10 protein-coding genes are annotated in these 13,522 nt (G+C 73.6%); 4 read left to right on the top strand and 6 right to left on the bottom strand.

Annotation, left to right across the window (positions count from 1 at the left end; genetic code table 11):
• The first annotated feature begins 61 nt into the window (after positions 1–61).
• Together ACIRBY_RS01715 and ACIRBY_RS01710 are read left to right on the top strand one after the other, a co-directional pair.
• A complete protein-coding gene (locus ACIRBY_RS01715; RefSeq protein WP_403894495.1) occupies positions 62–1,429 on the top strand; it encodes a cation:dicarboxylate symporter family transporter in 1,368 nt (455 codons plus the stop codon).
• Between the two features lie 370 nt (positions 1,430–1,799).
• Positions 1,800–3,569, top strand: a complete 1,770-nt coding sequence (locus ACIRBY_RS01710) for a S8 family peptidase (protein WP_403894493.1) — start codon at positions 1,800–1,802, stop codon at positions 3,567–3,569.
• 56 nt (positions 3,570–3,625) lie between these two features.
• Here ACIRBY_RS01710 and ACIRBY_RS01705 read toward each other — a convergent pair whose 3' ends face one another.
• On the bottom strand, positions 3,626–4,303 hold the full coding sequence (locus tag ACIRBY_RS01705) for a (2Fe-2S)-binding protein (protein ID WP_403894490.1): 678 nt from the start codon (positions 4,301–4,303) through the stop codon (positions 3,626–3,628).
• A 49-nt stretch (positions 4,304–4,352) separates the two neighbouring features.
• Positions 4,353–5,609, bottom strand: a complete 1,257-nt coding sequence (locus ACIRBY_RS01700) for an MFS transporter (RefSeq protein WP_403894487.1) — start codon at positions 5,607–5,609, stop codon at positions 4,353–4,355.
• Positions 5,610–6,363: 754 nt separating this feature from the next.
• On the opposite strand from ACIRBY_RS01700, the gene ACIRBY_RS01695 reads away from it, so the two are divergent.
• Positions 6,364–7,050: a GNAT family N-acetyltransferase gene (locus ACIRBY_RS01695; protein WP_403894484.1), complete on the top strand. Its 687-nt coding sequence runs from the start codon at positions 6,364–6,366 to the stop codon at positions 7,048–7,050.
• 99 nt (positions 7,051–7,149) lie between these two features.
• Here ACIRBY_RS01695 and ACIRBY_RS01690 read toward each other — a convergent pair whose 3' ends face one another.
• Genes ACIRBY_RS01690 through ACIRBY_RS01680 form a run of 3 tightly spaced genes read right to left on the bottom strand, consistent with a single transcriptional unit; the run spans position 7,150 to position 10,380 of the window.
• Positions 7,150–8,178, bottom strand: coding sequence for a TolB family protein (locus ACIRBY_RS01690; protein ID WP_403894481.1), 1,029 nt, complete (start codon positions 8,176–8,178; stop codon positions 7,150–7,152).
• A 55-nt stretch (positions 8,179–8,233) separates the two neighbouring features.
• A complete protein-coding gene (locus tag ACIRBY_RS01685) occupies positions 8,234–9,496 on the bottom strand; it encodes an MFS transporter (protein WP_403894479.1) in 1,263 nt (420 codons plus the stop codon).
• Between the two features lie 2 nt (positions 9,497–9,498).
• Complete coding sequence (locus ACIRBY_RS01680) at positions 9,499–10,380, bottom strand: alkaline phosphatase family protein (protein ID WP_403894475.1); 882 nt, start codon at positions 10,378–10,380, stop codon at positions 9,499–9,501.
• A 268-nt stretch (positions 10,381–10,648) separates the two neighbouring features.
• Between ACIRBY_RS01680 and ACIRBY_RS01675 the strand changes: the two genes are divergently transcribed.
• Entirely contained in the window at positions 10,649–12,028 is a 1,380-nt protein-coding gene (locus ACIRBY_RS01675) for an alpha/beta hydrolase (RefSeq protein ID WP_403894472.1), read from the top strand.
• On the opposite strand, the gene ACIRBY_RS01670 is transcribed toward ACIRBY_RS01675, so the two are convergent.
• On the bottom strand, positions 12,006–13,460 hold the full coding sequence (locus tag ACIRBY_RS01670; protein WP_403894469.1) for a carboxylesterase/lipase family protein: 1,455 nt from the start codon (positions 13,458–13,460) through the stop codon (positions 12,006–12,008). The two genes, ACIRBY_RS01675 and ACIRBY_RS01670, sit on opposite strands and share 23 nt — an antisense overlap.
• Positions 13,461–13,522: the final 62 nt, after the last annotated feature.

Raw genomic sequence — 13,522 nt, 5'->3', positions numbered from 1 at the left:
TGACCGGGGTCACAGGGTGGGCGATGGTCTCCCGGAACGCATTCACCACCGGGAGGCGAACGTGGCCGCCAGACGCGACAGAACGCACTACCTCTACATCGCGGTGATCGCCGCGGTGCTGCTCGGCATCGTCGTCGGCTTCGCCGCGCCCGGTACCGCCGTCGGGCTGAAACCGCTGGGCACCGGCTTCGTCAACCTGATCAAGATGATGATCTCGCCGGTGATCTTCTGCACGATCGTGCTGGGGATCGGCTCGGTCCGCAAGGCCGCCAAGGTGGGCGCCGTCGGCGGCCTGGCCCTCGGCTACTTCATGGTGATGTCCACGGTCGCCCTGGCCATCGGGCTCCTCGTCGGGAACCTCCTGGAGCCCGGCAGCGGCCTGCACCTGACGGAGGCGGCGCGGCACGCGGGCGAGGCACAGGCCAAGGCGGGCGGGGCGCAGAGCACCCCGGAGTTCCTGCTGGGGATCATCCCGACCACGCTGGTGTCGGCCTTCACCGGCGGCCAGGTGCTCCAGACGCTGCTGGTGGCGCTGCTGTGCGGGTTCGCGCTCCAGGCCATGGGCCCGGCGGGCGAGCCGGTGCTGCGCGGCATCGGGCACGTGCAGAAGCTGGTGTTCCGCGTACTGGCGATGATCATGTGGGCGGCGCCGGTGGGCGCGTTCGGGGCCATCGCGGCGGTGGTCGGGGCGACCGGGATCGACGCCCTGAAGTCCCTGGCCGTCATCATGGTCGGCTTCTACGTCACCTGCCTGCTCTTCGTCGTCGTGGTGCTGGGCACGCTGCTGCGGCTGTGCACGGGGGTCAGCGTCTTCGCCCTGCTGCGCTACCTGGGACGGGAGTTCCTGCTGATCCTGTCGACCTCCTCCTCGGAGTCGGCGCTGCCGCGGCTGATCGCGAAGATGGAACACCTGGGCGTGTCCCGGCCGGTCACGGGGATCACCGTGCCCACGGGGTACTCCTTCAACCTGGACGGCACGGCCATCTACCTGACGATGTCCTCGCTCTTCGTCGCGGAGGCCATGGGCAAGCCCCTGGCCCTGGGCGAGCAGGTCTCCCTGCTGCTCTTCATGATGGTGGCCTCGAAGGGGGCGGCCGGGGTCACCGGGGCCGGACTGGCCACCCTGGCCGGGGGGCTCCAGTCGCACCGGCCCGAACTGGTCGACGGCGTCGGCCTGATCGTGGGCATCGACCGCTTCATGAGCGAGGCGCGGGCGCTGACGAACTTCGCGGGCAACGCGGTCGCGACGGTCCTCATCGGGACGTGGACCAAGGAGTTCGACCGCGAGCGGGCCGCCGAAGTCCTCGCGGGACGACTGCCCTTCGACGAGTCCGTGCTGGTGGACGACGGCCACGCCCCGGCCCCGGCCGACCCCCCGGCCTCCCTCCCCGGCCCCTCGGCGGGCCCCAAGGACGGTGTGCCGGTGTAGCCGGCGCACCCCCGGAAACCGGCCGGGCAGGGCTCTCCCCCACGGTGCCCAGCCCGGCCGGCGTTCCGGCCCGGCGCCGCCCCCTCCTCGCTGCGCCGGGCCGGATCCGGACACCCTCCGCACAACCGCCGCAGCGGGTGCAAGTCCGGCGAAGGGCATGCAACGCCCACACCGGCGAGCAACCGTCGGGTTTCGGCCAGCGAGTCTCAAGTCGAGCGCTGCAAAAGGTACTTCCCTCCGGGGCCGCGCGTCTGACATCTTGCGTCCACCACTCGTTTCGTACGGCCCGGTAGGTGCCACCAGCACCATCACCGGGTCATCGGAGGACGTTTTGATACCCCACATATCCAGTCGACCTCGACGCGCCCTGGTGGTGGCTGCCGCCCTCGGCGCCGCCCTCACCCTCGGAGCCCCCGCCGCGCTCGCCGGCACCGCTCCCGTCGGCCCCTCGGGCTCCGCCGTCGCGGTGGCCCCCAAGGCCCCCAAGGCCTCGGCCCCGGCTTCTTCCCAGAGTGCGACCTGGGTTGCCGGCACCCGTGCCTACCTCGTGATCACCGCCCCGGGCGACAGCTCGGCGGTCCGGTCGGCCGTCACCGCCAACGGCGGCACGGTCTTCTCGTACTTCGACCAGATCGGCGTCGTCGTCGCCCACTCCTCCTCGGCCTCCTTCGCCGCCACGATGCGCGGCGTCAGCGGGGTCCAGCAGGTCGGTGCGACCCGTACCTCGGACGTCCCCGCCGACGCCTACAACCCCGCGCTGCCCGCCAACCCGGCGCAGGCCACCACCCCGGCGGGCGAGCCCGCGCGGGCCGACATGACGCAGATCAAGGCCGACCAGGCCTGGGCCGTCAACCCCGGCTCCGCGTCGGTCAAGGTCGGCATCCTCGACACCGGTGTGGACGACCAGCACCAGGACCTGGCGCCGAACTTCAACGCGGCGGACTCCGTCTCCTGCGCCTACGGCAAGCCCGACACCCGCACCGGCGCCTGGCGCGACGTCGACACGCACGGCACCCACGTCGCGGGCACCATCGCCGCCGCCAAGAACGGCAAGGGCGTCGTCGGCGTGGCCCCGGGCGTGAAGATCTCCGCCGTCCGCGTCGCCGAGCCGGGCAACTCGTTCTTCTTCGCCGAGAACACCATCTGCGGGTTCGTGTGGGCCGGTGACCACGGCTTCAAGGTCACCAACAACAGCTACTACACCGACCCGTGGCAGTTCAACTGCCCGGACAACATCGACCAGGCCGCCATCATCGAGGGCGTCAAGCGCGCCCAGGAGTACGCCGAGGGCAAGGGCTCGCTCCAGATCGCCGCCGCGGGCAACGAGAACTACGACCTCGCCCACAAGACGACCGACACCGCGAGCCCCAACGACTCGACGCCGGTCACCCGCACCATCACCAACGCCTGCCTGGACATCCCGACCGAGCTCCCCGGCGTGGTCACGGTCGCCGCGAACGGCACCGGCACCACCAAGGCCTCGTTCTCCAACTTCGGCCAGGGCGTCATCGACGTCGCGGCCCCCGGCCAGGACGTCTACTCCACGCTGCCGGGCGGCAAGTACGGCACGAAGAGCGGCACCTCGATGGCCACCCCGCACGTCGTGGGCGTCGCCGCGCTGATCGCGAGCGCCAACCCGGGCATCACCCCGGCGCAGATCCGCGACAGGCTGGCCACCCAGGCCAACGACATCCCCTGCCCGGCCGACGGCCGCTGCACCGGGACCGCCGCCAACAACTCCTTCTTCGGCGAGGGCCAGGTCGACGCCCTGAAGGCGGTCGGCGCCACCCCGCCCGCGGGCAAGTACTTCGAGAACACCGCGGACTTCGCGATCGCCGACAACAGCACGGTGGAGAGCCCGATCACCGTCACCGGCGTGACCGGCAACGCCCCGGCCACCCTCAAGGTCGGCGTGAACATCGTCCACACCTACATCGGTGACCTGAAGGTCGACCTGGTGGCCCCCGACGGCACCGTCTACACGGTCCACAACCGGGCCGGCGGCAGCACGGACAACATCAACCAGACGTACACCGTGAACGCCTCCTCGGAGGTCGCGAACGGCACCTGGAAGCTGCGCGTGAACGACAACGCGGGCGGCGACACCGGCAGGATCGACTCCTGGAACCTGACCTTCTAGTCGGGACCGGAGGCGGGGACCGTCGGGGGGACCTCTCCCCGGCGGCCCCCGTCGCGCTACCGGGTCCGCAGGACGCAGTCCCCGCACAGCCCGCCGCCGGGCACCTTGTAGTAGAGGCAGCAACTGCGCCTCACGAAGGCCACCCCGAGGCCCTCCTCGTGGACGAACTCCCCCGTGCCGGCCAGGGCCCCGCCGTCGGCCAGCAGGCCGGCCGCCAGTTCCACCGCCGTCGGCCCCGGCACCCGGTCGAGCAGCACCCGCAGGGCCCCGACCAGCCCGGAGGCGGCGTTGCCCCGCAGGACCTTCCCCGAGACCCCGTACGCCCGCCGCAGCGCGGCGTCCAGCACGGCCAGGTTCCCCAGCACGCTCTCCCCGAGGGCCCCGGCGGGCAGGACGGCGGCCGGCGCGGGGAGCCACAGCTGCAGCGAGCCGCCGTCGGGCAGCCGCCACCACACCCGGTCGGGGGCCAGGTCCGGCACCGCCCCGCCCAGGGCGGCGCAGCCGAGCCCCAGCGACCACAGCCGCGAGACGATCCCGAACTGCGCGGTCGAGGCCGCCACCCGGTCCGGCCCGGTGCCGATCCGCCGGCCCACCTCGGCGACGTACGGGCCGAGCCGCTCCCCGTAGAGCTCCGTCAGCGGACGGAAGCCCGGCCCGGGCGGCTCCTCGCCGTACGGCACGGTGAAGAAGGGGCCGACGGCGGCCAGCCCGCCCAGTACGTCCTCGAAGTCCATCCCCGCATGATCGCAGGGCCCGTTGCCGCCCCCGCCCGCCGGGAGGGGGTCAGGAGAGCCCGGGCGAGGCCGCCCCGGCGGCCCGCGCCCGCCCGCCGCCGTCCTCGGCCCCGGCACGGGCCCGGCGGGCCGCCGGGCCCATCGCGAACGAGGCCGCCAGCAGCAGGCCGCCGAGCAGCAGCCAGCCGGGGATCCCCCACATCAGGAGCAGCGCCGTCAGCAGCAGCGGGCCCAGGGTGCGGGCCACCGGGACCCCGGTGCCGAAGAACCCCTGGTACTGCCCGATCCGCTCGGCGGGGGCCAGCGAGAAGCCGATCTGCCAGGACCCGGCCGACTGCCGCATCTCGGCGTCGGACAGCAGTACGGCGCCCGCCACGAGAAGCGCGGTCGCCGCCCACCCCGAAGCGGGCAGGGCGGACACGGCGAACACCGCGCAGGACAGGGCCATGACGACACCGGAGACCCGCAGGGCCCGCCCGGCGCTGTCCAGGCCGGTGACGGTCCGGGCCAGGCGCACCTGGAACAGCATCACGGCGAGCGTGTTCAGCACGAACAGCGCCGACACCAGCCAGCCCGGGGCCTGGGTGCGCTCGGCGATCCACAGCGGGATCGCCAGGCTCAGCAGCGGCATCCGCAGCAGCAGGACCGCGTTGAGCAGCGTGACCAGGGCGTACGGCCGGTCGCGCAGCACCGCCAGCCGCGGCTCCCCCGCCGCCCGGCCGGGCGCGGGCGCCACCGCGGGCAGCCCGCGCAGCACGGCGGCGCAGACCAGGAAGCCCACCGCGTCCAGGGCGAACACCACGAGGTAGGCCCGCGCGGTGCCGGCGCCGAGGGCGAGCCCGCCGAGGGCCGCGCCCAGGGCCAGACCGGCGTTGAGCGTGGACTGGAGGTGCGCCAGCACCCCGGTGCGCTCCCCCGGGTCCACCAGGCCCGCCAGCAGGGCCTGGCGGGCGGCCGCGAGCCCGCACTGGGAGACGGCGTAGAGGACCACGGCGCACAGGAAGGCCCCGTAGGAGCGGATGAACAGGAAGGAGGCCACCGAGGCGGCGGTGGCCAGCGCCAGCAGGACCGAGGTGCCGCGCGGGCCCCGGCGGTCGGCGAGGGCCCCCAGCGGGACGCCGGCGACCGAGCCGACCGCCCAGGCGAGGGTCAGGCCGAGGCCGATCTGGGCGGGCGAGAGGCCCACCACGCGGGTGAAGTAGAGGGCTGAGCACACGTAGTAGGCGCCGTCGCCGACGGAATTGCTCAACTGGGCGGCGGCCAGGCGGCGGGGCGCTCCGGGCGCGGGCAGGAACCGTATCGTCACCGGCCCATTGGATCACCGCGGCGGCCCGCCCGAACGGGCCGATCGGCAGTCTGTCAGGTGGGCCACTTCACCGCGGGGCCGCGGGCGCGGCACCGACCCGGGCGGGCGCCTCCGGCTGGCCGGGGTCCGCGCGGGGCGCCAGCATCGTGTCAATGAGCCCTTCCCCACACGGACCCGCCCCCTGCGCGGGAGGCCGCCCGGCGGTCTTCCGGCGGGGCTCCGCGCCGTCACCGGCCTCCCTGAGCGGGGCGGCGGCGGAGCGGTCGCGGGGCCCGCGCGGGACCCGGGTGGCGCAACCCCGGACGCCGCGCGGTCCGCCCGCCCGCGGGCGCTCCCCCGACGGCCGCCAGTTCGATACCCGGGCCGCGGAGGAGCCCGGCCGGGCCGCCGACGGCAGCCGCGGGTGCCGCCTTCCCCTCGCCTTCCGGATCTTCCCGGCATCCTTGCAGGTCAGAGGCCTTGACACGCGGGCCGATCATGGTCGGCGCGGCCGTCCGCGGGGCCCCGGTCGGCCGCCCGGACGGGCGTCGGCGAACATGGATCAAGCGCTCCCGGGCCGTCGGACCAAAGTCATCGAAAACACACTTTGCGCCATTGCCAAATAGGGGGTTCATGAGAGGACCCTGAGGGGCTACATTGAGCCACTCGCGTTCACCTGACAGCCCGTTGCCTTTCACCCGCGTTTTGCGCGGGGGGTGACGTCAGGGACGCAGACTGTGCAACCACCCCACCGCCCAGAAGGACCGAAGGCTCCGTGCCCGTACCCGTACTCCTCGCCGGCCGCTCCGTGCGGCTCGAGCCCCTCGCCCCCCACCACACCGAGGCCCTGGCCGAGGCCGGGGCCGAGGATCGTACGACTTACGCCTTCACTCCCGTGCCGCACGGGTTGCAGGCGTCCCACGAGTACATCGACCGCGCCCTCTCCGATCAGGCAGCCGGTCGATCCCTTGCGTTCGCCGTGGTCAGAGCGTCTGACGGGCGGGTCGTCGGTTCGACCCGGTTCCTGGAACTCGACTACTGGCAGGGTCCGCTCGTCTGGCCCGCCGTGCCCGGGGTCCCCTTCGGGGATCCGGCGACGGCGATCCCGGATGCCGCCGAGATCGGGAACACCTGGCTGTCCCCGGCCGCCCAGGGCACCGGGATCAACACCGAGGCCAAGCTGCTCATGCTGCGCCACGCCTTCGAGACCTGGGGCGTGCGCCGCATCTCGCTGCGGGCGGACGCCCGCAACGGGCGCTCGCGGGCCGCGATGGAGCGCCTCGGCTTCACCTGCGAGGGGGTCCGCCGGGCCCATTCGCGGGGGCTGGACGGAGCGGTCCGCAGCACGGCGTTCTACTCGATCCTCGACGAGGAGTGGCCCACGGTCCGCTCGATCATCGAGCTGCGGATGTCGGCGGCCGCGCCCCGCCGGCGCCGGCGCCGGACGCTGATCCCGGCGTAACGGTCCTGCGGGCACCCGCCCGCCCGGATCCCCGGTCCTGCTGCGCCCCGGCGCCGCAGGACCCCCGTCGGCCCTCGTTCCCGCCCCTGCCCCGGCCCCTCAGCCGAGGAAGGCCGGGGCGAGGGCCGAGGCCGTCACACGGGCCGGGGCGCCGCTCCCGTCGGCCGGTACGGAGTAGAGGTCCGCGCCGAAGTCCCCGGGCAGGGAGTAGACGACGGTGCGGTCGTCGGTCCACACCACCTGGTCGTCCACGCTGCGCTGCTCGGCGAGCGGGGTCTCCTTCATGGAGGCGAGGTCGAGGGCGTACAGCCGCCAGGGCGCCTCCTCGGGCAGGCCCTCCACCCGCTTCTTGAACACCAGCCGGGTCCCGTCCGGGGAGAGCGAGGGGCACTCCAGGTTCTCGCGCAGGACGGTCACCGTGCGCTCGGCGAGGTCGCCGCGGACCAGGTGGGTGCGGCCGCCGGTGGCGAGGGTCGCGTAGAAGGTCCGCTCGTCGGCGGCGAAGGTGACCCCCCAGAAGTTGACGTCGGCGTTGCGGTAGGCCTTCCCGTCCATGAGGACGGTGAAGTCCTCCAGCGAGGCGTCGTACCTCCCGGTGCGCAGGTCGAGCAGCGAGGTCCGGGTGGAGAAGTTCGTGCCGGCGTACGAGTCCCCGCCGACGAAGACCGTCCAGGCCGCCAGGTGGCCGCCCGGCGAGACCCGGGCCCGGGTGGGGATCCCGGCGAGGGGGCGGGAGGCGACCTCTTTGAGGCCGGCGTCGAGGACGACCGCCCGGTAGCTCTCCTGGACCCCGCCCTTGTCGGACCGCAGGCAGATGCCCGTGCCGGCGGCCGCGAAGAAGCGCAGGCACTTCACCCCCGAGGCGGTGCGGGGGCCGTCGGGGGCCGCGGCCGGGACGGAGGCGAGCTCGTCGCGGTGCGGGCCCCAGGCCATGTTCCGGAAGACCATCCGCCGGCCCCCGTCGCCCGGGGCGAGGGAGACCGCGCCGGGGGTGATCTGCGGGCCGCCGGGCCGGGCCCGGTCCTTCTCGTCGGCCCGCGACCCGGCGCGGACCACGGCGATCACGCCGACGGCGGCGAGCAGGACGACGGCGCAGACCAGGATCAGGATCCGGCGCTGGAGGGTCATGGGGGGCCTTCGGTCTTTCTCGTGGGGGACGCGGTGGTGCGGGCGGCGGCGGGGATCAGTCGCCGTCGGGCCTGAGCCGGGCGCAGCCGGCGACGGCGACGGCGAGCAGGACGGCGGCCACGGCGAGCGCGGGCCGGGCGCCCCAGACGGTCCAGGCGGCGCCGAAGCCCAGGGAGGCGGCGAACCGGGCGAGGGCCTGGCCGGTCTGGACGAGGGCGAGCCCGCCGCCCCGGTGCTCCTCGGGGACGGCTCCGGCGGCCTCGGCCATGAGCACGCCGTCGGTGGCGGCGTAGAAGGCGCCGTGCAGCAGGAGGACCGCGTAGGGCAGGGCCGGGTGCTGGGCCCCGGTGAGGAGCAGAGCGTAGGCGAGGAGCAGCGCGAGGTGTCCGCCGAGGAAGACCCGGCGGCGGCCGACGCGGTCGGCGAGGCGGCCCAGCGGCATCGCGAGCAGGAAGAAGGCCGCGGCGGTGCCGAGCGGCAGCAGCGCGAACCAGCGGTCGGCGATCCCGGTGGCCTTCTGCAGCAGCAGGAAGACGAAGGCGTCGCTGACGGTGCACAGCCCCAGGAGCAGCGCGCACAGGGCGGTGCGGCGCAGGTCCCGGCGGCGCAGCAGGCCGAGGGAGGCCCGCAGCGAGACCGGGGCGGCGTCGGGGGCGGGCTCGGTGCGGCGGCCGGGTACGAAGAGGACCAGCACCAGGACGCCGAGGGCGGCCACGCAGGCGCTGACGGTGAAGACGGCGTCGTAGCCGTCGGCGGCGCCGCGCAGGATCAGGAAGGCCAGGAGCGGTCCGATGAGCGCGCCGGCGGTGTCCATGGCCCGGTGCACGCCGAAGGCGCGGCCGCGGTCCTCGGGGGCGGCGGCCAGGGAGATGAGCGCGTCGCGCGGGGCGGTGCGCAGCCCCTTGCCGGTGCGGTCGAGGGCGAGGACGGCGCCGATGGCGGGGAGGGTGTGGGCGAGCAGCAGCAGCGGCTTGCACAGGGCGGAGAGGCCGTAGCCGAGGCCGGCGAGCGCCTTGTGCCGGCCGAGCCGGTCGCCGAGGTGGCCGCCGGTGAGGCGGACCAGGGCGCTGACGCCGTTGTAGACCCCGTCGAGGAGGCCGAAGCCGAGCGGGGTGAGGCCGAGTCCGGCGACGAGGTAGAGCGGGAGCACGGCCGTGACCATCTCGGAGGAGACGTCGGTGATCAGGCTGACCGTGCCCAGGGCGAGCACCGTGGGGGCGAGGGCGGCGCGCCGCCCCGGGCGGGGGCCCGGGGCGGCGGCCGGCGTCTCGGGGGCCACGGCGGGCGCGGGGGTACCGCGACTGTCCGCGACGTACATGGTCAGGAAGCCCAGATCCCCGTGATGTCCTTGGCGGTGGCGGCGTTCCCGGCGTGGGTGGTCAGCCCGGCCAGGCCCTCCAGGGTCCGCAGCATGTCGTAGTGGTTGTAGGTGGTGGCCGAGGTGGAGCCCGGGGTCACGGGCTGGCCGTAGAGCACGGTGGGGATCTGGTTGCCGGCGAGGCGGTTGTCCTCGTCGAAGGTGACGACGAGCAGGCTGTTGTGGGTCTTGGCCCAGTCCGCGTAGGGCTTGAGGTTGTTCTTGAGCCAGGTGTCGCCGGTGCCGACGGAGCAGTCGTGCATGTCGCTGCAGAGGTTCGGGACGACGAAGGACACCTTGGGCAGGGTGGTGAAGTCCGTCGGGAACTGGGTCATCGTCTTCGCGGTGCCGGTGGGCACGTTGGAGAAGGCGAACCAGGGGTTGTGCTTGCGGGCGTACTTGCCGCTGGAGCAGGTGGTGGAGCCCTGGCTGGGGAGGGTCTCGTTGTAGCTGCCCCAGCTCTTGCCGGCGGCGATCAGCTCGGAGGCCAGGTTGGGCGCGGAGCTGAAGCCGGGGGTGTAGCAGCTGTCGTCCGTGACGCCCTGGTTGGAGCCCGAGAAGAGCTGCATGTAGTTGGGCTGGCTGGGGTGGGTGATGCCGTAGGACTGGGTGAGGTTGGCACCCCCCGCCTTCAGGGAGTTGATGTACGGGGCGCTGGAGCTGCCGATGACCTGGTTGTAGGCGTGGTTCTCGAAGACCACGACGACGGTGTGGTCGGGGGCGGGCAGGCCCGCGGCGTGCGCGGGCTGCGCGCCGCCGAGGCCGGCCCAGAGGGCGGCGCCGGCGGCGGTGACGCCGAAGGCGGTGGCGAGGGCGGTCCTGCGGCGAGGCCGTGAAATGGTCATGCCAAACACGGGATGTACCTCCGGGCACATGGGGGAAGTCGGGGGCGGCGGCGCGGACGCACCATACCCAGGGGCATGTGCATGGGCCAGGGACGCGCGGGTAACAGCAGGGGAACTCCGTGCGCCCTACAGGCGATGGGCAATGCCCTACCCCCAGGACCGTCAAGAAAATGAAAAATCGGGAACCCCGGGGCACTATCGTTCATCATTCGAACGGAAGCAGTCATCACCCCCGACGGGGCCAGCAACAGCCGGAGAGCCACCGCACATGTCGTACTCACCCGACGGCCAGTACCAGCCGCCGTACAGGCCGGAAGGTCAGAACCCGCCGCCGCGCCCGCCGTACGGCCAGCAGCAGGGCCGGCCGCAGTACGCCCCCCAGGGCGGCCGGCCGCAGTCCCCGTACGGGCAGCAGCAGCCCCCGCAGGGCGGGCAGCCCTACGGGCGCCCCCAGCAGGGGGGCCGCCCTCCGTACGGCCAGGACCAGTACGGGTACGAGGCGCCCACGCAGCAGCAGCCCCGTTTCGAGCAGCAGCAGTACGAGCAGCAGCAGTACGACCACTACGAGCCTCCCTACGGGGAGGAGCCGCCGCGCCGCAAGTCCAAGGCGAAGAAGTGGATCATCGCGGGCGTCACCGTGCTGGCCCTCGCCGGCATCGGCGCGGGCGTGATGGCGTACTTCGAAATACCGCCGTTCACCGACAAGGGCGACTCCGTCTCCTTCGGCAAGCCCGCGGGCGGCGAGGGCGGCGGGGCCAAGCAGGCGCCCAACTCGAAGATGTCGATGCCGACGAACCCGACGGCCCAGTTCAAGAACGCCTCGACCCTGCCCGACGGCACCCACGTGGCGGTCACCGAGCTGGACGGCAAGAAGTCGGGCTTCAAGGGCAAGGTCTGGGTCTGGGCTCCGAAGGAGTACAACGACCCCAAGTTCGCCAAGAGCGGCTTCCCGGTCATGATCGCCCTGCCCGGCGGCGCCGGCTACCCGATCAACTACTGGATGGGCACCGACCTCAAGCTCCAGGCCAGCATCAGCAAGTGGTACTCGGAGGGCAAGAGCAAGCCCTTCATCCTGGCGATGCCGGTGCTCAACCCGCAGCCGGACGAGCCCAAGGCCATCTACTGGGACGGCTCCGACATCCCGGGCCAGCCCAAGATGGGCACCTGGCTGACCGACGACGTCCCGGACCTGATGCGGGAGAACTTCCGCACCATCAAGTCGCGTGACGGCTGGGCCTTCATGGGCTCCTCCACGGGCGGCTTCTCCAGCCTCAAGGCGGTGCTCAAGTACCCGGAGAAGTTCAAGGCCGCGATCTGCTCCGGTCCCGACATCGTCCCGGACTCCCCCCTGTGGGTGGGCCACGAGAAGGAGAAGGCCGAGAACAACCCCGAGCTGCTCGCCAAGCAGCTCATCGACAAGAAGGGTGCTCCGGACGTCTACCTGGCCTTCCAGGTCGGCGACAACGAGAGCAACAAGAAGACGCTCCCGGACGTCCAGAAGTTCGTCTCCACCTATACCAAGGGCCCCATCCACACCAGCCTGAGAGTGATCCCGGGCGGCCAGCACAACGCCAAGACCTACGTGCCGAACATGGGCGAAGGCCCGATCGAGTTCATCAGCAAGGTCATGGAAGGACCAGTGGAGTAACCGCCTCCGCACGCACTGCCTCCGGCTCCGGCCCGCCGAACACCTTCGGCGGGCCGTCGCCGTTCCAGGGCGCCCAGCCGGGGTCCCCGGTGGTGGCGTAGCGGACCCAGGCCCCGTGCATCTCGTCGGCCAGGGCCTGCGGCGCGTCCGGCCCGGCCAGCCAGGTGGACTCCGGCAGGCCGAGGGTGTCGAAGACGAAGCCCAGCTCCAGCGCGTGGCAGGCACCGAGGCCGGGCAGGCCGCTGGGCCAGCGGAACTCGTAGAGGTGGCTCGGCGCCGCCCGCCGGGCCCCGGCGATCCGGCGCAGCGGGTCGCGCAGCAGCCGGTCGGTGACCAGGTGCCCGGCGAGGTCCGCCGCGGAGGCCTCCGGCAGCGCGGTGCGCAGCGCCCGTACGGCGGCCCCGTCCTTGCCGCCGCGCAGCCGGCCGTAGGCCACGGCCAGCGGGCCGAGGCGGTCCAGCAGCCGCATCCCGCCGGTCGGTGCGAGCCACAGCCGGTGCTCCTGCGCGGTCCAGCCCATCAGCAGCGGTACGTCCGAGGCCGCGGCGGCCTCCAGCGGGTCGACCGGGAGCGTGTGCGGGTCGGTGACCAGCCCGAAGGCGGGGCCGCCGAGCACCGGGGAGGAACGGCGCATCGCCGCCGCCTGGGCGGACAGCAGCGCGGGCAGGCCCACGGCCTCGAAGGCCCGGGCGGTGGCGGGCACCCGCAGCCGGGCGGCCATCCGGCGGACCATGGTGCGGACCTGGTCGCGCGGGAGCGCCTCGGGGGCCCCGCTCTGCAGGACGGCCCGGGCGAACAGGCCCGCCGCGCGGGGGGCGGCGAGCAGGGCGCCGGTGCTGATGGCGCCGGCGGACTCGCCGAAGACCGTCACCCGGCCGGGGTCCCCGCCGAAGGCCGCGATGTTGTCCCGGACCCATTCCAGGGCCGCGATCTGGTCGAGGAGGCCGCGGTTGGCGGGTGCGTCGGGGAAGAGCCCGTAGCCGAGGACCCCGAGCCGGAAGTTGACCGAGACCAGCACGACCCCGTCGCGGGCGAAGGCCGAGCCGTCGTAGACGGGGACCGCGGAGGAGCCCCGGGTGTGGGCGCCGCCGTGGATCCAGACCATCACCGGCAGCCGGGTCCCGGGGTCCGGGTCCGGGGTCCAGACGTTGAGGGTGAGGCAGTCCTCGCCGGGGATCTCCGGGTCGGACAGCAGGGCGGCGAAGACCGGCGGATAGGGCACCTTGGGCGCGGTCGGCCCGAAGGCCCCGGCGTCGCGTACGCCGTCCCAGGCGTCCGGAGGCCGCGGGGCCGTGAAACGGCGGGGTCCGGTGGGCGGGGCGGCGTAGGGGACGCCCCGGAACACGGCGGTGCCGTCGGCCTGCCGGAGGCCCTCCACGACCCCGTACCCGGTGCCGGCCCGGGGCCGGTCGAAGCCGCCCGCTGTGCCCATCCGCGCTCTCCTCGGTCGCCCCCGGTCCGTGCCGGGCCTCGGTCCGGCCCGGTTCCGCTTCC

The sequence above is a fragment of the Streptomyces sp. NPDC096136 genome (genome assembly GCF_044763325.1).
Lineage (GTDB): Bacteria > Actinomycetota > Actinomycetes > Streptomycetales > Streptomycetaceae > Streptomyces.
This window is presented reverse-complemented; position numbering and strand designations above follow the sequence as displayed.

Excerpts from the sequence above, each read along its gene's own strand:
- ACIRBY_RS01670 (WP_403894469.1), bottom strand. The coding sequence starts at position 13,460 with ATGGGCACAGCGGGCGGCTTCGACCGGCCCCGGGCCGGCACCGGGTAC.
- ACIRBY_RS01680 (WP_403894475.1), bottom strand. The coding sequence starts at position 10,380 with ATGACCATTTCACGGCCTCGCCGCAGGACCGCCCTCGCCACCGCCTTC.
- ACIRBY_RS01690 (WP_403894481.1), bottom strand. The coding sequence starts at position 8,178 with ATGACCCTCCAGCGCCGGATCCTGATCCTGGTCTGCGCCGTCGTCCTG.
- ACIRBY_RS01685 (WP_403894479.1), bottom strand. The coding sequence starts at position 9,496 with ATGTACGTCGCGGACAGTCGCGGTACCCCCGCGCCCGCCGTGGCCCCC.
- ACIRBY_RS01705 (WP_403894490.1), bottom strand. The coding sequence starts at position 4,303 with ATGGACTTCGAGGACGTACTGGGCGGGCTGGCCGCCGTCGGCCCCTTC.
- ACIRBY_RS01675 (WP_403894472.1), top strand. The coding sequence starts at position 10,649 with ATGTCGTACTCACCCGACGGCCAGTACCAGCCGCCGTACAGGCCGGAA.